This is a genomic window from Mesorhizobium sp. M0011 (assembly GCF_040324155.1).
Taxonomy (GTDB): Bacteria; Pseudomonadota; Alphaproteobacteria; order Rhizobiales; family Rhizobiaceae; genus Mesorhizobium.
Window position 1 is genome coordinate 1 of sequence record NZ_JAMYVQ010000054.1, and the last position, 19,719, is coordinate 19,719.

A 19,719-nucleotide genomic window follows, 5' to 3' on the forward strand; every position below is an offset into this window, starting at 1 on the left:
TCGGGTCATCAGATGCTGGCCTCCACTCCAGCCAGCATCTTGAATCACAAAACAGACAAATCGGGAATCCCCTTCGATTCCATCAAGCCGTGAACCGCTCTAGCGCTTTTTCCAGGGAAAACCGCGTCACGTTTTTCCTGGAACCGGTCTATCGCCCGGCCGCAACCGCGGCCGGCTGGCCAGGCTCAAGCTCCTCGACCTTCTCCGAAAACAGGCCGCGCCGGAGGAACAGCGTCCGCGCGTCCCTGGCCGTCGGCGCGATCTTTGCCGGCCAGTCGCTTTCGATGAACTCGGACCTGGTGAAGTCCGGATTTGTCTCGCTGGCCGCTTCCAGGAATTCAGCGATCTCCAGCACGATGGCGCGCTCGTCCTTCGAAAGCGCCGACGTGCCGGCTTCGATCGACGGGCGATGGACGAAATCCTCGAACAGATTGAAGTAGCCCTTGATGCCGACGAGATCGACGCCGCCGTCGCAGTCAGCCAGGATTTCCAGGATCTCGTAGAGCCTGTTGCGGATACGCTGCTCGATCAATCTTTCGGAGAGCTCTTCGGTCATGTTGATCATGGGGCGCGCGCCGAATGCTAGAAGGGCAATTTCATTCCCGGCGGGATCGGCAGACCGGCGGTCAGCGCCTTGGTCTTTTCCTGCATGATCTGCTCGACCTTGGTCTTGGCGTCATTGTGGGCGGCCAGCACGAGGTCTTCCAGGATCTCGACATCATCCTCCTTGAACAAGGACGGATCGATCTTCAACGACTTCATCTCGAATTTTCCGGTCAGCGTCACGTTGACCAGGCCACCGCCGGCCTGGCCGGACGCTTCCAGCGTGGCGATCTCATCCTGCATGGCCTGGAACTTGGCCTGCATTTCCTTCGCCTTGCCCATCAGGCCGAGAAGATCTTTCATGGTCGGGTCCTTTTCGGATTCGTGGCTGGATCAGGTTTCGTCGTCGTCAGCCGGCGGCTCGACCGGCACTTCGGCCTCGGCCGTTTCGGCTTCCGGCGCGTCTGGAATGCGCACGTCGATGATCTTGGCGCCGGGAAAGCGCGCCAGAATGGCGGCCACCGTCGGGTCGCTCTTGGCATCGAGGAAGGCGTTCTCGCGCTTGGCCGATTCCATCTCGGCGAGAGTCTGGCCCCCCTCTTCCTTCGACAGCGAGACGAGCCAGCTGCGGCCGGTCCAGGCGCGCAACTTTGTCGTCAGGTCGTTGAGCAGCATCTTGGGCGCGTCGCTGGTCAGGCCGACGTCGATCCGGCCGGGCTCGATGCGCACGAGGCGGATATAGCTCTTGACCTGCACCTTGAAGGCGATGTCACGCTGCGCGTCGGCCAGGGCAATGATGTCGGCCAGCGATTTCAGCGGGGCCGGTTGCGTCTCCACGACCGGTTCCGGAGGAGCAACGAAGGCAACGGGGGCGGGCGTGGTCTCCACAAGCCGCATGGTCTGTGCGCCGCCCGACCCGGCAGGCATGCGCGTCTGCGCCACCGCGCTGGCGGCGCCGCCATTGCCGGAACTTGCAGGCGCGCCATTCGGGCGCGGCGCGCCATTTTGCACCGGCGCTGCGCCCTCAAGCGATCTCAACGCCTCATCCAGCGTCGGCAGGTCGGCGGCGTGCGCCAGCCGGATCAGCACCATTTCGGCGGCACTCACCGGCCGGTTGGAAGACTGCACCTCGGGAATGCCCTTAAGCAGCATCTGCCATGTCCGCGACAGCACCCGGACCGACAGCGTCCTGGCGAAATCCGCGCCGCGGTGCCGCTCGTCCTCGGATAGCGAGGCATCCTCGATGGCCGTCGGCACGAAACGCAGCCGGGTGACGAGGTGGTTGAACTCGGCAAGATCGGTCAGCACGGCGGCCGGATCGGCGCCGGTGTCATACTGCGCGCGGAATTCGCCAAGGGCTGCCGCCACATCGCCCTTCATCACATGTTCGAACAGGTCGACGATGCGGGCACGGTCGGCGAGCCCCAGCATCGCCCGAACCGCATCGGCGCTGACCGAGCCGGCGCCATGGGCAATCGCCTGATCGAGGATGGAGAGCGAATCACGGGCCGAGCCTTCGGCGGCGCGGGCGATCATCGCCAGCGCATCGTCGTCGACCGAAATGCCTTCCTTGGCCGATATCGAGGACAGATGCGCGACCAGCGCGCCGGCGTCGATGCGCCTCAGGTCAAAGCGCTGGCAGCGCGACAGGACGGTGATCGGAACCTTGCGGATTTCGGTGGTGGCGAAGATGAATTTGACGTGCGGCGGCGGCTCTTCCAGCGTCTTCAGCAGGCCGTTGAAGGCCTGCGTCGACAGCATGTGCACTTCGTCGATGATGTAGACCTTGTAGCGGGCTGAGACCGGCGCGTAGCGCACGCGCTCGATGATGTCCCTGATGTCGTCGATGCCGGTGTGCGAGGCGGCATCCATCTCGATGACGTCGACATGGCGGCCTTCCATGATCGCCTGGCAATGCTCGCCGAGCACGGCAAGGTCGACCGACGGCTGGTCGATATCAGCGGTTTTATAGTTCAGGGCGCGCGCGAGTATGCGCGCCGTCGTGGTCTTGCCGACGCCGCGCACGCCGGTCAGCATCCAGGCCTGGGCGATGCGGCCGGTGGCAAAGGCATTGGTGAGGGTGCGCACCGTCGGCTCCTGGCCGACCAGTTCGGAGAAGTTCGAAGGACGGTATTTGCGCGCCAGCACGCGATAGGCGGCGGCCTTGCCTATCTCCAGGCTTTTTGGTCCCGAATTTCCGGCTTCGCTCATTCGCCCGTAAAGCTCCAAATGGCCGCGCCCGAAGGCGGCCGATTCCTGCGCATAGTCTCGCCCGCGCTGCAATGCGTCGTCAATGTCGCGAGAGGGGCCAATGAGGTGGGAGGCTGGAACAATGACCCGTTCCGGGCTCGTTAGGGCTGCTTCCTTCCGGACCTGACCCGGTTGGCGAGTGGATCGTCCACCACCAACCTCCCGCTTTCCATATCGGCAATTGCGCGACGAAATGCAAGTCCGCCGAAGAAATCGTTAAATGTCGAATCGGCGCACCAAACCGTGAGGGCGCAATGATTCACTTGCAGCCCCCTTGCCGCCGCTCTAGCCTTCATGTGTTGAGCAAACCAAGAAAAGCAAGGGAAACGCCGATGCTGCCGGGCCTGGAGGCCGGATTTACGCTGGACGCACGGCTGGAGGCGGACAGCGAACAGTTGATGTGGCTTGGGCTGTGCGAATTGCGGGTGATGAACGACCGCCGCTGGCCATGGCTGCTGCTGGTGCCGCAGCGGCCTGGCGCGGAGGAAATCCATGACATGACGCCGCTCGACCAGACGATGCTGACCTTCGAGACCAATATGGTGGCGCAGGCGCTGAAGAAGGCGACCGGCTGCACCAAGATCAACACCGGCGCGCTCGGCAACATCGTGCGCCAGCTGCACATCCATGTCATCGCGCGTTCGGAAGGCGATCCCGGCTGGCCCGGCCCCGTATGGGGACATGGTCTGCGAGAGCCCTATCAACGTTCCGACTTGCGACGGTTTGCCGAAACGATCAAGGCGGCGCTATAAGCGTTCCCAGTGTCCATCCCTCAACATATTCCAGAGTCCCCATGAGCTTCCGCCTGTTTGACGCGCCTTTGCGCGAGCCGAGCCAGTTCGTCGGCTTTGCCGGCAACATGATCGACCGGCAGTCCGAGAACCGCGCCGACGATTCGGTCGACAAGGCGCTGGCCGATCCGGCGACGCGGCTGCTTCTGATGCATGGCGGCCGGCTCTATTTGAAGCTCGGCGATAGCGGCGCTCTCGATCCCTGGTTCGGCGCCACCGAGAGCGAGCCCTTCAAGGTTTCCCTGGCGCAAGGCATTCTGCTCGGCTTTTCCGAACGAGGACCGGTGCTGGCCGTGCCCGCCGGCTTCGAACCCGAACAGCTTCCGGAAGCAGTCAAGGCCATCGACTACCGCTCGGTCTACATGCAAGGGCTGATCGACGAGGCGGCGGCTGGCGCGATGGCGCAAGGGGCGGCCCTGCTTGCCTGGCATGCCAGCCATCGCTTCTGCAGCAAATGTGGTACGGAATCGCAGATGCGGGCCGGCGGCTACAAGCGCCATTGCCCGAATTGCGGCACCGAGCATTTTCCGCGCACCGACCCGGTGGCGATCATGCTGACGGCGACGCGGGAAAAATGCCTGCTCGGACGCGGCCGGCATTTCGCGCCGGGCATGTACTCGGCCCTTGCCGGCTTCATCGAGCCGGGCGAGACGATCGAGGCGGCGGTGCGCCGCGAGACGCTGGAAGAGGCCGGTATCCGGCTTGGCCGCGTCGTCTACCACGCCAGCCAGCCCTGGCCGTTCCCCTATTCGCTGATGATCGGCTGCTTCGGCGAGCCGCTCAATGACGATATCCAGGCCGACCTCAACGAGCTTGAGGACTGCCGCTGGTTTTTTCGCGACGAGGTGCGCCTGATGCTGGAAAGGACGCACAAGGACAATCTGGTCACGCCGCCGAAAGGCGCCATTGCGCATCACCTCATCCGCGCCTGGGTCGATTCAGAATGATGGCAGCGAACACCGAAAGACATTGCAGGAGCAGGACATGATCCGTCACACCGTCGTTTTCACGCTGAAGCATCCGCCGCATTCGCTGGAGGAAAAGCGGTTCCTGGTCGACGCCAAGAAAATCCTAACCGCGATCAGAGGCGTCACGCATTTCGAGCAATTGCGGCAGATCAGCCCCAAGAACGACTATCATTTCGGCTTCTCGATGGAGTTCGCCGACCAGGCCGCCTACAACAGGTACAACGACCATCCGGACCATGTCGCCTTCGTGCGCGACCGCTGGGTGCCGGAGGTCGAGGCCTTCATGGAGATCGACTACGTGCCGCTGGGCGCGGTGATTTAGGGCATGGTCCCGAAAAGTGGAAACCGGTTTTTGGACAAGATCATGCCCAGTAGCGATCAGTCCGCAACCTTCCACTGCTCACGCGACTCACTGGCCGGATAGACGCCCAGAATCCGCACTTCGCGGGAGAAGAAACGGAGCTCGTCCAGCGCAAGCTTGACCAGCGGGTCGTCGGGATGGCCCTCGATGTCGGCATAAAACAGCGTCGCCGTGAAAGCGCCCAACTGGTAGCTCTCCAGCTTGGTCATGTTGATGCCGTTGGTGGCAAAACCGCCCATCGCCTTGTAGAGCGCGGCCGGCACGTTGCGGACGCGAAAGATGAAGGTCGTCATCATCTTGACGTCGGGTGATGGGCGCTCGGCCCATTGCTTGTTCTTGGTCAGGACGACAAAGCGGGTGACGTTGCTGTCGGTGTCCTCGACGTTTTGCTCGATGATGTCGAGCCCGTAGAGGGTCGCTGCCAGCGCCGGCGACAGCGCCGCCATGGTGCGGTCCTTGACCTCGGAGACCATCTTGGCTGCACCAGCCGTATCGCCGGCGACGATCGCCTTCCAGCCGTTCTTGCGGATGTATTTGCGGCACTGGCCAAGCGCGTGGATGTGGCTGTGCACCGTCTTGATCTCGTCGCGCCTGACGCCCGGCAGCACCATCAGCTGGAAATGGATCGGCAGGAAATATTCGCCGATGATGTGCAGCTTCGATTCCGGCAAGAGATGATGGATATCGGCGACGCGCCCGGCAATGGTGTTCTCGATCGGGATCATGGCGAGATCGGCCTTGCCGGTCTCGACCGCGTTGAACGCATCCTCGAAGGTCGGGCACGGCAACGGCTCCATCGATGGATAGACGTTGCGGGAGGCGGTGTCGGAATTGGCGCCCGGCTCGCCCTGGAAGGATATTCTGTTGGTCTTTTCAGGCATGCCGATATCTCAGGTTGAAAGGATCTGTCTGGCGCGTTCGAGGTCTTCCGGCGTGTCGACGCCGAGCGGCAGCGACTGGACGATCTCGGCGTCGATGCGCATGCCGGCTTCCAGCGCCCGCAACTGTTCCAGCCGCTCGCGCCGTTCGAGCGGCGACGGCTTCAGCGCGACGAAACGCTCAAGTGCTTCGCGGCGATAGGCGTAGAGGCCGACATGATGATAGAGCGGCCCCTCGCCCCAAGGCGCCGTGGCACGGGTGAAATAGAGCGCCCTCAGCCTGCTGCCGGAAAGCGGCGAACCGACGATCTTGACGACATTGGGATTGGTCTTTTCCTCGTCGCGGACGATCTCGACGCCGAGCGTGGCGATGTCCACCGCACTGTCCTCGAAAGGCCTGAGCGACGCGGCGATAATCTGCGGATCGATGGTCGGCAGGTCGCCTTGCACATTGACGATGGTTTCGACCTTGCGCCCGGGGTCGAGCGCGATCAGCGCCTCGTGGATGCGGTCGGAGCCGGATTCGTGATCCGTGCGCGTCATCACGGCCTCGAACCCGTGCGCGCGCATCGCTTGCGCCACGCTTTGCGTGTCGGTCGCCACCACCACCCGGCCAAGGCCGGCTTCGGCGGCGCGGCGGGCGACATGGACGATCATCGGGGCGCCTGCGATGTCGGCCAGCGGCTTGCCCGGCAGGCGGGTCGAGGCCATGCGGGCCGGGATCAGGATCAGCGTGGACATTTCGGGTGCAAGGCGTCTCGAAAGAGGACAGGGAAAGTGGCAAAAGGTCTCACTGGAAGCGCCCTTATAGGTGTTGCAACGCCGCAGCAAAAGACCTAGTTTCCGCCCGATTTGACCGCCCTGGCAGGACGGGTCACGATACCGACGGACGGAGTGGACGGTTCTGTCCGCCGGAAAAGGGAGCAAGGGGCGTATGGATTCCAACGAAGTCAACAAACTGCTCGCCGGATTGCTCGGAACCGTTTTCGTCGTCTTCTCGGTCGGCATTGTGTCCGATGCGCTGTTTGCCTCGCCTGCGCCGGAAAAGCCCGGCTTCGCCATCGAGGCCGCGGAGCCCGCCGAAGGCGGCCCGGCCGCTCCTGCCGCAGCCGAAAAGCCGATCGCAGATCTTCTGGCCAATGCAAATGCCGAACAGGGCGCTGCCATCTTCAAGAAGTGCCAGGCCTGCCATTCCGGCGAAAAGGGCGGTCCTAACAAGGTCGGCCCCGATCTGTGGGACATCGTCGACCGTCCGGTCGCCTCTCACGAGGGCTTCGCCTATTCGGCGGGCATGAAGGAATATTCCAAGGGCGGCACAGAGAAGTGGACCTACGATAACCTCAACCACTTCATCACGTCGCCCAAGAAGGACGTTAAAGGCACGGCGATGGGCTTTGCCGGCCTGCCGAAGGAAGAAGACCGCGCCAACGTCATCGCCTATCTGCGCACGCTGTCCGACAATCCCAAGCCGCTGCCGGCACCGGGTGCCGCCGCCGATGCAGGCGCGCCCGCCAAGCCTGCCGATGCGGCCGCTCCGGCAAAGCCGGCTGATGGTGCCGCGCCCGCGAAACCGGCCGCTCCTGCCGCCCCAGCTCCGGCCGCACCCGCACCGGCGCCTGCCCAATAACCAGATATCATCTCGACGACCTTGAAAAAGCCGGGTTCAGCCCGGCTTTTTTGTTGGGAAAACCGCATAGGCGGCGACAAAGCCGCGCATGGCGGTTTTCACGGGCGCCAAATCATCTAGATTGCCGATGAACGGGCATTGCGAAGAGGATAGTGCATGACGGTTGGCCGAACGCTTCTCAGGTCGTTGCTGGCGGCAGCCCTTCTGGCGGCGGGATTGCAGGCTGCCCGCGCCGATGAATGGCGCACCACCTCATCGCTGATCGGCGAGTCCAAATACGGCGCCAATTTCCAGCACTACGACTACGTCAACCCCGACGCGCCCAAGGGCGGCACGCTGAATTCGGTGGTGCCCGGCACATTCGACAGCTTCAATCCCTACGTCGTCCAGGGGTCGCCGGCTGCCGGCCTCGTCGGGTTCGGTGGCGGTCTGCTCTACGACACGCTGATGGAGCAGGCGACCGATGAAGGCAGCACCAGCCATCCGCTGATCGCCGATGCCTACAAATATCCGGCCGACTATTCCTCCGCGACCTACCGGCTCGATCCGCGCGCCAAATGGCATGACGGCCAGCCGATCACCGTCGATGACGTGATCTGGTCGTTCCAGGTGCTCAAGGCCAACAGCCCGCAATACAGCCGCTATTTCGAGAATGTCACCGATGCGGTGGCGATTTCGGATCGCGAGGTCGAATTCCATTTCAACCAGAAGGGCAATCGCGAACTGCCCAAGATCATCGGCGACCTCGCCGTACTGCCGAAACATTGGTGGGAAGGCACCGATGCCAACGGCAAGAAACGCGACGTGACCAAGCCGACCCTGGAAATCCCGCTCGGTTCGGCGGCCTACAAGATCGCCAGCTTCAAGCCGGGCTCGGAGATCATCTGGCAGCGTGTGCCGGATTACTGGGCGGCCAAGCTGCCGGTGAAGATCGGCCGCGAGAACTTCGACACGCGGCGCTACACCTATATCCTCGACGACAACGCCGCCTGGCTCGCCTTCACCAAGGGCGGGCTGGAAGACATCAACCGCGAATACAGTTCGCGCAAATGGGCGACGGCTTACAATTTCCCGGCATTCCAAGCCGGCGATGTCATCAAGAAGGATTTCCAGACCCAGGCGCCGGAACCGATGCAGGGCTTCGTCCTCAACCAGCGGCGCCCGCTGTTCCAGGACCGGCTGGTGCGCGAGGCGCTGACCATCCCATTCGATTTCGAGAGCATGAACCGCACGCTGTTCTTCGGCTTCAACACCCGAACGTCGAGCTATTTCCAGGGCACCGAACTGGCGTCGAGCGGATTGCCGCAAGGCAAGGAACTGGAGATCCTGGAAAAATACCGCGACAAGCTGCCGCCCGAACTTTTCACCCAGGAATTCAAGCTGCCGGTCTATGATTCGCCGCAGGCGGAACGGAAGTACCTGAAACAGGCGGTCGATCTCTTCGCCAAGGCGGGCTGGGTGATCAAGGCCGGCAAGATGGTCAATGCCAAGACCGGCGCGCCGTTCAAGTTCGAAATCCTCGGCTGGAACGACACAGACCAGGTGATCGCCAGCCCCTACATCGCCAATCTGCGCAAGATCGGTATCGACGCCACTTTGCGCATCATCGACCAGACGCAGTACATCAACCGCGTCAATAATTTCGATTTCGATGTCGTGACCGGGATTCTGCAGCAGTCGGATTCGCCGGGCAACGAGCAGCGCGACTTCTGGAGCTCTAGAGCTGCCGATTCGCCCGGTTCGCGCAATCTGATGGGCATCAAGGACCCGACCGTCGACGCCTTGGTCGATCGCATTATCTTCGCGACCGATCGAGACGATCTCGTCGCCGCCACCCATGCGCTCGACCGCATCCTGCTGTGGAACTTCTATGTCTTGCCGCAATATTACCGGTCGGCGGTGTGGCTGGCCTATTGGGACAAGTTCAAATTCCCCGACAAGCAGCCTGCCTATATCGGAGCCGACATCGATTCCTGGTGGATCGACCCGGACAAGGAGAAGGCGCTGGCGGCCAAATACAAGGGTGGCAATTGATGGCGGCCCTTGCCCGCCGCGACTTTCTCGCCCTGGGCAGTGCCGCGGCAGCCGCCGCCTTGCTGCCCGGCAGGGCCTTCGCCGACATTGCGACCGGCACCAAGCTGCATGGCCTGTCAGCCTTCGGCGACCTCAAATACAAGCCCGATTTCGCGCATTTCGACTACGTCAATCCGGACGCCCCAAAGGGCGGCCAGATGAATTTCGCGCCGCCGAACTCGACCCTCAATCAGAGCTTCCTGACCTTCAACACATTGAACTCACTGGTGTTGAAGGGGGAGGCGCCGCCGCGCACCGAACTCTGTTTCGATTCGCTGATGACAAGCGCGCTCGATGAGCCGGATGCGGTCTATGGCCTGCTTGCAGAAACCGTTTCCCTGTCGCCGGACCGCAACGGCTTCCGCTTCGTGCTTCGACCGCAAGCGCGTTTCCACGACGGCTCGCCGCTGACCGCGGAGGACGTTGTCTTCGCGCTGAAGCTTTACAAAGACAAGGGCCATCCGAACCTTTCCCAGGCGTTGCGGTACATGACCGACACGGTTGCGGTCGATCCCGCCACCGTCAACCTCACTTTCAACGGCGAACAGTCAGCGCAAAACATCCTGGCGATCGTGGGGATGCCGATCGTCTCCAAGGCGTTTTACACGGCCAATGATTTCGATGCCTCGACCATGACACCGCCGCTTGGCTCGGGTCCCTACAAGATTGGACGCGTGGCGGCCGGACAGACTGTCGAATATGACCGCGTGGCCGACTATTGGGGCCGCAATCTCCCAGTGAACCGCGGCCTCTACAATTTCGACCGCATCCGCATCGACTTCTATCTTGACCGGCAGGCGGCGTTCGAAGCCTTCAAGAAAGGCGACACGCATTTTCGCGAGGAATTCACCTCGCGGGTATGGGCGACCGGCTACGACTTTCCGGCGCTGAAGGACGGCAAGGTCGTCAAACGGGAATTTCCCGGCGAGAAGACGCCGGACATGCAGGCTGTCGCGCTGAACCAGCGTCGTCCGCAATTCCGCGATGAGCGGGTGCGGCGGGCGATCGCCAGGTGCTTCGATTTCGAATGGATGAAGCGGGCGCTGTTTTACGGCTCCTACGAGCGCTCTCAATCGAATTTCGAACGGTCGGACTACAAGGCCGAAGGCCTGCCCTCGCCTGAGGAATTGGCCCTGCTGGAGCCGTTCCGGGCCGAGTTGCCGCCAGAGGTTTTCGGTGAAGCGGTAACACAGCCCCTGTCCGACGGTTCGGGCCATGACCGCAAGCTGCTGGGCGAGGCTTCGAGATTGCTTGCGCAAGCCGGCTGGAAGCGCGATGGCAGTTTCGTCGTCAACGACAAGGGTGAGCGGCTGCGGGTCGAAATGCTGGCGGAGGACGACGGCATCGTTCGCATCTACACCCCTTGGTCCGAGAATATGAAGGCGATCGGGATCGACGCATCGATCCGGCAAATCGATTCGGCGCAGTATGAGCAGCGGCACAGCAATTACGACTTCGATCTCGCCTTGCTGCATTGGTCGATCGGGGCGACGCCGACCGACGACAGCCTGCAGATGCTCTATAATTCCCGGATGGCTAAAATCCCGGGGCAGCGCAACTATCCGGGCACGGAAAGCAAGGCCATCGACGCCCTGATCGCGGCAGCCGGCAAGGCGAAAGACCGTATAGAACTCGTCACGGCGCTCAGAGCGCTCGACCGGGTCTTGCGCGCGCGGCTCGACTGGATTCCAACATACTATCTGGCGAATCACCGCGTCGCCTATTGGGACATGTTCGGCTTTGTCGAACAGAAGCCCGATTTCGGCTTTCCGGTCGAGACGCTGTGGTGGTTCGATAAGGGCAAGGCGGCAAGAATTGGCAAAGGCTGAGATGTTCGCTCAACGAGGGCAGAAGGCCTGATGGGCGCCTATATCCTGCGCCGCATCCTTTTGATGATCCCGACGCTGTTCGGCATCATGGCGATATCCTTCGCCGTCATCCAGTTCGCCCCCGGCGGTCCGGTCGAACAGGTCATCGCCCGGCTGACCAATCAGGGCGGCAGCGACCGCCTCGGCGGCGGTGGTGGCGACGCGGGCGCTGGCGGCAATTTCGACGCCGCCGGTGACGTCAGTTCGAAATATCGCGGTGCGCAGGGGCTCGATCCGGAATTCATCAAGAAGCTGGAGAAACAGTTCGGCTTCGACAAGCCGCCGCTCGAGCGCTTCGGCATGATGCTTTGGAATTACGCCCGCTTTGATTTTGGCGACAGCTATTTCCGCGACATTTCGGTGCTCGACCTGATCCTGGAGAAAATGCCGGTGTCGATCTCGATCGGGCTGTGGATCACGCTGTTGTCCTATCTGATCTCGATCCCGCTCGGCATCCGCAAGGCGGTCAAGGACGGCACTCCCTTCGACGTCTGGACCAGCGGCGTCGTCATTGTCGGCTATGCCATTCCGGGCTTCCTGTTCGGCATCATGCTAATGGTGCTGTTTGCCGGCGGGTCTTTCTGGGACTGGTTTCCGTTGCGCGGCCTCACCTCGGACAATTGGGATCAATTGTCCTGGTGGGGAAAGATCGTCGACTATTTCTGGCATATGACCTTGCCGCTGACCGCGCTGGTGCTGTCGGCCTTCGCCACCACGACGCTGCTGACCAAGAACTCGTTCCTCGAAGAAATCCGCAAGCAGTATGTGGTGACGGCGCGGGCCAAGGGCCTGTCGGAACGGCAGGTGCTCTACGGCCACGTGTTCCGCAATGCCATGCTGATCGTCATCGCCGGCTTTCCCGGCGCCTTCATCTCGGCTTTCTTCACCGGCTCGCTGCTGATCGAGAACATCTTCTCCCTCGATGGCCTCGGCCTGCTCGGCTTCCGGTCGGTGGTCGAGCGCGACTATCCCGTGGTGTTCGCCAATCTTTACATCTTCTCGCTGCTGGGGCTGTTCGTCGGTCTCTTGTCCGACCTGCTCTACACCTGGGTCGATCCGCGCATCGATTTCGAGCGGAGAGACGTCTGATGTCGGAGGCTACAGTCCCCGTGGACGCGGCACCCGCGCGGATGAAGCGGCCGTTTCTGTCGCCGCTCAACAAGCGGCGCCTGCAGAACTTCAGAGCCAACCGCCGGGGCTACTGGTCGCTGTGGATCTTCCTCGTCCTGTTCGTGCTGTCGCTGTTTTCCGAGTTCATCGCCAACGACAAGCCGATCATCGCCTCCTACAAGGGCGAGATCCTGTTTCCGGTGCTGGTCGCCTACCCCGAGGAAAAATTCGGCGGTTTCTATGCCGTCACCGATTATCGCGACCCGGTCATCCAGGACGAGATCAACGCCAATGGCTGGATGATCTGGCCACCGGTGCGCTACTCCTATCAGACCGTCAACAACGCCATTCCGGAAGCAGCGCCGGCCAAGCCGTCGTGGCAGTATGACGCCACGAAGCGCTGCAACCAGTATCCGCAGGGTGCCGCCGACCCGGCCTGCATGGTCGGCAACTGGAATTGGCTCGGCACCGACGACCAGGCGCGCGACGTGCTGGCGCGCGTCATCTACGGTTTCCGCATTTCGGTGCTGTTCGGCCTGATCCTGACCGCCGGATCGGCCTTGATCGGCGTCGCGGCCGGCGCCGTGCAAGGCTATTTCGGCGGCTGGACGGATCTCTTGTTCCAGCGTTTCATCGAAATCTGGTCCGCCATCCCGGTGCTCTATCTCCTGCTCATCGTCGCCGCCATCCTGCCGCCGGGCTTCTTCATCCTGCTCGGCCTGATGCTGCTGTTCTCCTGGGTGGCGCTGGTCGGCGTGGTGCGGGCCGAGTTCCTGCGCGCCCGCAATTTCGAATATGTCAACGCGGCCCGGGCACTCGGCGTGCCCAACCGCACCATCATGTTCCGGCACCTGCTGCCCAACGCCATGGTGGCGACATTGACCTTCATGCCGTTCCTGCTCTCAGGCTCGATCTCGACGCTGACCTCGCTCGACTACCTCGGCTTTGGCCTGCCGCCCGGCTCCGCCTCGCTCGGCGAACTGCTCAAGCAGGCGCAGCGGAACCTCAATGCGCCGTGGCTCGGCATCTCCGGCTTCGTCGTCATCTCGCTGATGCTGTCGCTGCTGGTCTTCGTCGGCGAGGCGACGCGCGATGCCTTCGATCCGCGCAAGACGTTCAGATGAGCGAAGCCCCCTTGCTCAGCGTACAGGACCTCAGCGTCGCCTTCAGCCAGGGCGGTAGCCAGTCGACGGCCGTCGACCACATCTCGTTCGACATCGCCAAGGGCGAGACGGTGGCGCTGGTCGGCGAATCCGGCTCCGGCAAATCGGTCTCGGCGCTTTCGGTGCTGAAGCTGCTGCCCTATCCAAGCGCCAGCCACCCCTCGGGAAAGATCCTGTTCCAGGGCGCCGACCTGCTGGCGATGAGCGAGAAGCAGTTGCGGCAGGTGCGCGGCAACAAGATCACCATGATTTTTCAGGAGCCGATGACTTCGCTCAATCCGCTGCACACGATCGAGCAGCAGATCGTCGAGATCCTGAAGCTGCATCAGGGCATGGCCGACCGCCCGGCCAAGGAACGCACACTGGCCTTGCTCAAGGAGGTCGGCATCCGCGATCCGCACAAGCGCCTCGATGCCTATCCACACCAGTTGTCCGGCGGCCAGCGTCAGCGCGTGATGATCGCCATGGCGCTGGCCAACGAGCCCGAACTTCTGATCGCCGACGAGCCGACGACGGCACTCGACGTCACCGTGCAGGCACAGATCCTCGAACTGCTGGCCGGCTTGAAGAGCCGCAAGGGCATGTCGATGCTGTTCATCACCCATGATCTCGGCATCGTGCGCAAGATTGCCGACCGCGTCTGCGTGATGACCAAGGGCAAGATCGTCGAGACCGGGCCGACCAAGGAGATCTTCGCCAATCCGCAGCATGCCTATACGCGGCATCTGCTGGCGGCCGAGCCGAAGGGCAAGCCGCCGGCCGCCAATGCCGGTGCCAAGCCTGTCATGACCGGCAAGGACATAAAGGTCTGGTTCCCGATCAAGCAGGGCTTCTTCCGCCGCACTGTCGACAATGTGAAGGCGGTCGACGGCATCGATGTCACCGTGCGCGCCGGCCAGACGCTTGGCGTGGTCGGCGAATCCGGCTCCGGCAAGACGACGCTCGGCCTGGCGCTGGCACGCATGATCTCGTCGACCGGGACCATCCAGTTCAACGGTCGCGACATCAACCAGCTGACTTTCAACGCCATGCGGCCGCTCAGGCGCGAATTGCAGATCGTCTTCCAGGATCCGTTCGGCTCGCTCAGCCCGCGCATGTCGATCGCAGAGATCATCGAGGAAGGCCTGAAGATCCACGAGCCGAAGCTGTCGCCCGACGAGCGCGACGACAAGGTGGCCGCCGTGCTGAAGGAGGTCGGGCTCGATCCGGCGACACGCAACCGCTATCCGCACGAGTTTTCCGGCGGCCAGCGCCAGCGCGTCGCCATCGCACGCGCCATGGTGCTTAACCCGCGCTTCGTCATGCTGGACGAGCCGACATCGGCACTCGACATGAGCGTGCAGGCGCAGGTCGTCGATCTGCTGCGCAGCCTGCAGGCCAAGCACGACCTCGCCTATCTCTTCATCAGCCATGATTTGAAGGTTATCCGGGCGCTCGCCAACGACGTCATCGTCATGCGCAATGGCAGGATCGTCGAAGCCGGTCCTTCCCAGCAGATTTTTGAAAATCCGCAAACCGACTATACTCGGGCGCTGATCTCGGCCGCCTTCAAGATCGAGACGGCACCGGTCGGCATCGTCAGCGAGTGATTTGCGTAGAGAGGGACTAAAAGACCGCAATGGAAAAAGGCCGTATCCTGCTTGCCGTCACCGGCTTTCATCCGCAGCGCTGGCGCGAGCTCCTGTCGGCCGAGCGCGAGGTGGTGCTGGAGCCCGGCGGCGCCAGCGACCCCTCGATCACCTATGCCGTGGTGTGGAAGCAGAAGCCGAACCTGTTGTCGTCGCTGCCCAATCTGCGCGCCATCTTTTCGATCGGCGCCGGCGTCGATCATATCTTCGCCGATCCCGGCCTGCCCGATGTGCCGATCGTCAAGGTCGTCGCCGACAACCTCACCCAGTACATGACCGAATATGTCGTCTGGCGGGTTCTCGACCATCATCGCCAGGGCCTGCTCTACCGGTCGCAGCAGCCGAAGAAGATCTGGCACGAGCCGCAGCAGAGGCCTGCCGGTGACATTTCGGTCGGCATCATGGGCCTCGGCAGTCTCGGCCGCGCCGCGGCCTCGGTGCTTTTGTCGCTCGGCTTTGCCGTCAATGGCTGGTCGCGCACCGACAAGGCCATGGAAGGCGTCGCGACCTATTCCGGCGAGGCTGGACTGATCCCCTTCCTCAAGGCGACCGACATCCTGGTGGTGCTTTTGCCACTGACGCCGGAGACCAAGGGCATTATCAACTACGGCGTGCTAAAAGAGCTGCGGAAACGCAACGGCCTCGGCGGCTCTGTGCTGATCAATGCCGGGCGCGGCCGCCTGCAGAAGGATGCCGACATTTTGCGGGCACTGGATGACGGCACGCTGAAGGAGGCAAGCCTCGACGTGTTCGAGGTCGAACCGTTGCCGAAGACCAGTCCGCTGTGGGGGCATCCAAAAGTGTTCGTGACGCCGCACGCGGCAGCGACCTCCGACCCGGTGCATCTGGCGCCGATCATGCTGCGCCAGATGGACGCCTTCGAACGCGGTGAAAAGCTCGACAATCTGGTGGACCGCAAGGCGGGATACTAGCCAGGACAGCCTCATCGGGCCAGGTCCCACTCCCGGAAGCATTTCTTGATTGCCCGCAGTGACGACAACTGGACCTTTGGCAGATCGAGTTGTTCGAACATTGCCCGGTACCGGTTGCGATTTTTCGGTGTGGCCACGGTGATATGGTGGATCATATCCCATTTGATGCTGTCGTGCCCGCCCTCCAAGGCACCGCGCCGTTCAATCTCAAACAGCGTTCGCCTGATATAGCGCAGCAGGCTTGTCGGCGTCGATATATCCAACAAGATCAATCCCGTCGCTCGCAGAAAGCGTTGGGGCATGCAAACCGAATAATTTCCATCCATCACCCAACGCTCGCCGGCGATAGCGGCGTCATGCAAGGCAATGAATTCGTCCCTTTGGGCGCGCTTCCCAATCCGTGTTCGGGAGATGGAAGAGTTGATCTAGATGGATAGTCGCCAGATCACGTTTGCGGGCAATCGCGTTGGCGAGGGTCGACTTGCCACTGTTGGACGGCCCCAAGATACATATCCGGTCTCCGAGCTCCGAGAGATGCATCCGATCGTGCCCTGGTTTGTTGCCTGCGATTCTCAACCCGTGGCGGCCTCGGATCTTTAGCCAGGCAGGGCGAGTTTCTTCTGCTTGTCCGGCTGGCCGCATTCGCGGCGATCGATCGACCGGTTCATGGCATCGATCTCGCCGCTCGCCTTGTCGGTATCGCGTTTGGCCTTGGAGCGCATGTCAGGCGTGAACGGGCCGAAGCCCATCGCCGGGTTGGAGAAGGTCGGCTTGGCCCTCGTCGGAAGGTTGTATTGCTGCGCCAAGCCGTTGCGCTGCGCCAGCAACTGGTCGCAGGGCACGTTGTCATATTGCAGGGAGGACTGGACGTTCGCATCCTGCTGTTCCGACATCGAAGTGCCGCCGACGCAGCCGGCGGTCAGCAGGCAAGAGGCCAAGATCATCATGTTCCAGCGCATCGACTATGCTCCTCCTGATATCCCACCCTGATGCGAGCAGATCGCAAATATTAGTCGCGCATGCAAATCGGACTTTTTCACAGCAAGAATGTTTGCGAGGCGGCGACGGACCCCTCCGCCGGCAGCTTGCCTGCCACAACGGCAGGGCTGCGAGTTCGGGGCAAAGGGTTCCTTCGGAGCCTTGGCCGGCGCGTGGCTGACGGAGCATCAAACGAAAAACCGCCTGTGCGGCGGGTGACTGGCACAAATCAGCACCATGGGCGAAAATGTACCATAGCTGAGGGCAGGATGTCAAGAAAAAATTCCTATCGCTCCGCCCGGCAAAAACGGCGGACACCGCCGAACTGGCTGTCGTCAGGTCTTTGCTAGGCTGAGTTCGGAGCCCCGGCCACAACGACCAGCCCGTTGACGTGTTCCCCGCGATCCTGCCGGATCACGGTTGGTTCCAGTGACAAGACCGAAAGCCCGTTGGCGGCCAGGACATCGCGCACATAGTGTTGCGCATGCGCGTAGCGGCGCGACGGCAGCAGCATGAAATCGCCGTCGCCAGCCAGCGTCTCCACGGAAAATGCGAACAGGCCATCCGTGGCCAGCAGCCCGGCAATCGTCTTCACCACGCCGCCCAACGCGCCGACATAGATGAAAACATCGGCCACCGTCACCAGATCGGCTTTCGGCCCGGCATAGGGAAAATCCCGCAGATCGGCCTTATCAAGGAAATCGTAGACGCCCTTGGCCCGCGCCTTCCTCAGCATCCTGGCCGAAATGTCATACCCCTCCAGCCGGTCGGCGATCGGCCGCAGCCTCTGTCCCGTCAGGCCGGTGCCGCAGCCAAGATCGAGCGCCAGCGCGAAGCGGCCTGGCCTTGCCGCTCGAATGGCCTGGTCGAGCATCTCAGGCAGCCGGTACCCCAGCCTGCCGACCAGGGACTCGTCGAAGCTCTCGGCATAATGGTCGAACAGTGTCTCGACGAAGGCGCTGGGGAGCGCGTCGAGCGCCGGCGCCTTGCCGATCAATTGCAGGTTCAATGCAGCGCCTTGACGATCCGATGGATCGAGTTGCAGCGACATCGTCCAGGCCTGGGCAGCCAGATCCGCCGCGCCCGCCGCCTGCTGCATTTCGCCGAGGCGAAACCAGCCCATCGCCCATTGCGGTGTCATTTCCAGCGCGCCGAGCAGCAATTCCGCCGCTGCTGCGTGATCGCCATCCGCGTGCAGCACCTCGGCATAATCGGCACGACGATCGGCGTTCAAGTCGCCGGACGAGGCCTGAAGCGGTTTCATGGCGATGGGTCCTGCCGGCGGATCGAGCCGACGGTGCTCTATGCGGGAGTCAGCAGTGAGTTACAACAGGCTTCCCGCCGCGGAATTATATCCTATCTTGGGAATCATGCGCGCCAGCGACCTGCTTCATCCCCGGCCCGAGGGCCTCTATTGCCCGCCGGGCGATTTCTTCATCGACCCGGTGCGGCCGGTCAACCGGGCACTGATCACGCATGGCCATTCCGATCACGCACGTTCCGGCCACCGCTCGGTGCTGGCGACGCGGCAGACGCTCGACATTATGGGCCTGCGCTACGGCGAGAATTTCGCTGGCACGACGCAAGCGGTACAGCTCGGCGAGACGATTGCACTCAATGGCATCAGCGTCAGCTTCCATCCAGCCGGCCATGTGCTGGGCTCGGCGCAGATAGCGGTCGAGCATCAGGGCACGCGCATCGTCGCTTCCGGCGACTACAAGCGGCAGAGAGACGCGACCTGCGCGCCATTCGAGCCGATCCAGTGCGATGTGTTCATCACCGAAGCGACCTTCGGCCTGCCGGTGTTTCGCCATCCTCCCGACACAGAAGAAATCGCCCGCCTGCTGAAATCGGCAGCGCAGTTCCCCGAGCGCTCGCATCTGGTCGGCGCCTATGCGTTGGGCAAGGCGCAAAGGGTGATGCGGCTGTTGCGCGACGCCGGCTACGACAGGCCGCTCTACATCCATGGCGCGCTGGCCAAGCTCAGTGAATATTACCAGAGCCAAGGCATAGACCTTGGGCAACTGGAGCCGGCAACCGTCGAAAGCGGGGGCAAGGATGATTTTACCGGCGCCATCGTCGTCGGCCCGCCATCGGCCTTCGCCGACCGCTGGGCGCGGCGCTTTCCCGATCCGATCTCGTGCTTCGCGTCAGGCTGGATGCGCATTCGCCAGCGCGCCAAGCAAGGCGGCGTCGAACTGCCGCTGATCATCTCGGACCATGCCGACTGGGATGAGTTGACCGCCACCATCAAGGAGACCGGAGCCGAGGAGATCTGGGTGACGCATGGCCGCGAGGAAGCGCTGGTGCGCTGGTGCGAACTCGAAGGCATCGCCGCCCGGCCGCTGCATCTGGTGGGATACGAGGACGAGGGCGATTGATGCTAGTTGCTGATCCACCAATCACCGGCGCCGCGATCCTTCACACCCCCCTCTGGCCTGCCGGCCATCTCCCCCGCAAGGGGGTGTTTGGACCGGAGACATCGCGAACAGGTGTGCGAGGACATCGCGAACAGTTTTGTCACTTATCGTCTGCAGAGGTTGAGGTCG

General features: G+C 62.5%; 18 protein-coding genes, 1 other RNA gene and 1 pseudogene. 11 read left to right on the plus strand and 9 right to left on the minus strand.

The features are described from left to right. Nucleotides 1-148 precede the first annotated feature (148 nt). From NKK51_RS31275 to ffs, 4 genes are all read right to left on the minus strand, one after another. Nucleotides 149-556, minus strand: coding sequence for a hypothetical protein (locus tag NKK51_RS31275; RefSeq protein WP_023811437.1), 408 nt, complete (start codon nt 554-556; stop codon nt 149-151). 26 nt (nt 557-582) lie between these two features. After that, nucleotides 583-906 carry a YbaB/EbfC family nucleoid-associated protein gene (locus NKK51_RS31280; RefSeq protein WP_013527931.1) on the minus strand — a complete coding sequence of 108 codons (324 nt, stop codon included), beginning with the start codon at nt 904-906 and terminating at the stop codon, nt 583-585. A 30-nt stretch (nt 907-936) separates the two neighbouring features. After that, nucleotides 937-2,754, minus strand: coding sequence for a DNA polymerase III subunit gamma/tau (locus tag NKK51_RS31285; RefSeq protein WP_352556137.1), 1,818 nt, complete (start codon nt 2,752-2,754; stop codon nt 937-939). A 105-nt stretch (nt 2,755-2,859) separates the two neighbouring features. Next, nucleotides 2,860-2,956: signal recognition particle sRNA small type (gene ffs, locus NKK51_RS31290), an RNA gene on the minus strand. A gap of 169 nt (nt 2,957-3,125) precedes the next feature. Here ffs and NKK51_RS31295 point away from each other — a divergent pair. From NKK51_RS31295 to NKK51_RS31305, 3 genes are read left to right on the plus strand one after another with little or no spacing between them, the layout of a single operon-like run. Continuing rightward, complete coding sequence (locus NKK51_RS31295) at nt 3,126-3,545, plus strand: HIT domain-containing protein (RefSeq protein ID WP_127293986.1); 420 nt, start codon at nt 3,126-3,128, stop codon at nt 3,543-3,545. Between the two features lie 41 nt (nt 3,546-3,586). Then, nucleotides 3,587-4,531, plus strand: coding sequence for an NAD(+) diphosphatase (nudC, locus tag NKK51_RS31300; RefSeq protein ID WP_352439667.1), 945 nt, complete (start codon nt 3,587-3,589; stop codon nt 4,529-4,531). Between the two features lie 37 nt (nt 4,532-4,568). After that, on the plus strand, nt 4,569-4,874 hold the full coding sequence (locus tag NKK51_RS31305; RefSeq protein WP_127293984.1) for a Dabb family protein: 306 nt from the start codon (nt 4,569-4,571) through the stop codon (nt 4,872-4,874). 56 nt (nt 4,875-4,930) lie between these two features. On the opposite strand, the gene NKK51_RS31310 is transcribed toward NKK51_RS31305, so the two are convergent. Both NKK51_RS31310 and NKK51_RS31315 read right to left on the minus strand, forming a co-directional pair. Continuing rightward, nucleotides 4,931-5,794 carry a prephenate dehydratase gene (locus tag NKK51_RS31310; RefSeq protein ID WP_127293982.1) on the minus strand — a complete coding sequence of 288 codons (864 nt, stop codon included), beginning with the start codon at nt 5,792-5,794 and terminating at the stop codon, nt 4,931-4,933. 9 nt (nt 5,795-5,803) lie between these two features. After that, nucleotides 5,804-6,532, minus strand: coding sequence for a 3-deoxy-manno-octulosonate cytidylyltransferase (locus tag NKK51_RS31315; RefSeq protein ID WP_128305649.1), 729 nt, complete (start codon nt 6,530-6,532; stop codon nt 5,804-5,806). Between the two features lie 193 nt (nt 6,533-6,725). On the opposite strand from NKK51_RS31315, the gene NKK51_RS31320 reads away from it, so the two are divergent. The 7 genes from NKK51_RS31320 (at nt 6,726) to NKK51_RS31350 (ending at nt 16,192) form a co-directional block, all read left to right on the plus strand. Continuing rightward, nucleotides 6,726-7,418, plus strand: coding sequence for a c-type cytochrome (locus NKK51_RS31320; protein ID WP_352439668.1), 693 nt, complete (start codon nt 6,726-6,728; stop codon nt 7,416-7,418). A gap of 156 nt (nt 7,419-7,574) precedes the next feature. Then, nucleotides 7,575-9,452 (plus strand): extracellular solute-binding protein, encoded by a 1,878-nt coding sequence (locus NKK51_RS31325; protein ID WP_352556139.1) that lies wholly within the window; start codon nt 7,575-7,577, stop codon nt 9,450-9,452. Then, nucleotides 9,452-11,320: an extracellular solute-binding protein gene (locus tag NKK51_RS31330; RefSeq protein WP_352556141.1), complete on the plus strand. Its 1,869-nt coding sequence runs from the start codon at nt 9,452-9,454 to the stop codon at nt 11,318-11,320. The genes NKK51_RS31325 and NKK51_RS31330 overlap by 1 nt, the downstream gene beginning before the upstream one ends. A gap of 30 nt (nt 11,321-11,350) precedes the next feature. After that, a complete protein-coding gene (locus NKK51_RS31335) occupies nt 11,351-12,448 on the plus strand; it encodes a microcin C ABC transporter permease YejB (protein ID WP_013527941.1) in 1,098 nt (365 codons plus the stop codon). Beyond that, nucleotides 12,448-13,593 carry an ABC transporter permease gene (locus tag NKK51_RS31340; RefSeq protein ID WP_352556142.1) on the plus strand — a complete coding sequence of 382 codons (1,146 nt, stop codon included), beginning with the start codon at nt 12,448-12,450 and terminating at the stop codon, nt 13,591-13,593. The genes NKK51_RS31335 and NKK51_RS31340 overlap by 1 nt, the downstream gene beginning before the upstream one ends. Beyond that, on the plus strand, nt 13,590-15,221 hold the full coding sequence (locus NKK51_RS31345; RefSeq protein ID WP_352556144.1) for an ABC transporter ATP-binding protein: 1,632 nt from the start codon (nt 13,590-13,592) through the stop codon (nt 15,219-15,221). The genes NKK51_RS31340 and NKK51_RS31345 overlap by 4 nt, the downstream gene beginning before the upstream one ends. Nucleotides 15,222-15,250: 29 nt before the next feature. Further along, entirely contained in the window at nt 15,251-16,192 is a 942-nt protein-coding gene (locus NKK51_RS31350; RefSeq protein ID WP_352556146.1) for a 2-hydroxyacid dehydrogenase, read from the plus strand. 11 nt (nt 16,193-16,203) lie between these two features. Here NKK51_RS31350 and NKK51_RS31355 read toward each other — a convergent pair. The 3 genes and pseudogenes from NKK51_RS31355 to NKK51_RS31365 form a co-directional block, all read right to left on the minus strand. After that, nucleotides 16,204-16,732, minus strand: a pseudogene (locus NKK51_RS31355) (P-loop NTPase family protein). Between the two features lie 56 nt (nt 16,733-16,788). Next, nucleotides 16,789-17,151 carry a hypothetical protein gene (locus tag NKK51_RS31360; RefSeq protein WP_352556147.1) on the minus strand — a complete coding sequence of 121 codons (363 nt, stop codon included), beginning with the start codon at nt 17,149-17,151 and terminating at the stop codon, nt 16,789-16,791. A gap of 365 nt (nt 17,152-17,516) precedes the next feature. After that, on the minus strand, nt 17,517-18,434 hold the full coding sequence (locus NKK51_RS31365; RefSeq protein WP_352556149.1) for a class I SAM-dependent DNA methyltransferase: 918 nt from the start codon (nt 18,432-18,434) through the stop codon (nt 17,517-17,519). Between the two features lie 106 nt (nt 18,435-18,540). Between NKK51_RS31365 and NKK51_RS31370 the strand changes: the two genes are divergently transcribed. Further along, entirely contained in the window at nt 18,541-19,551 is a 1,011-nt protein-coding gene (locus tag NKK51_RS31370; protein ID WP_352556151.1) for a ligase-associated DNA damage response exonuclease, read from the plus strand. The last annotated feature ends 168 nt before the right edge of the window (nt 19,552-19,719 follow it).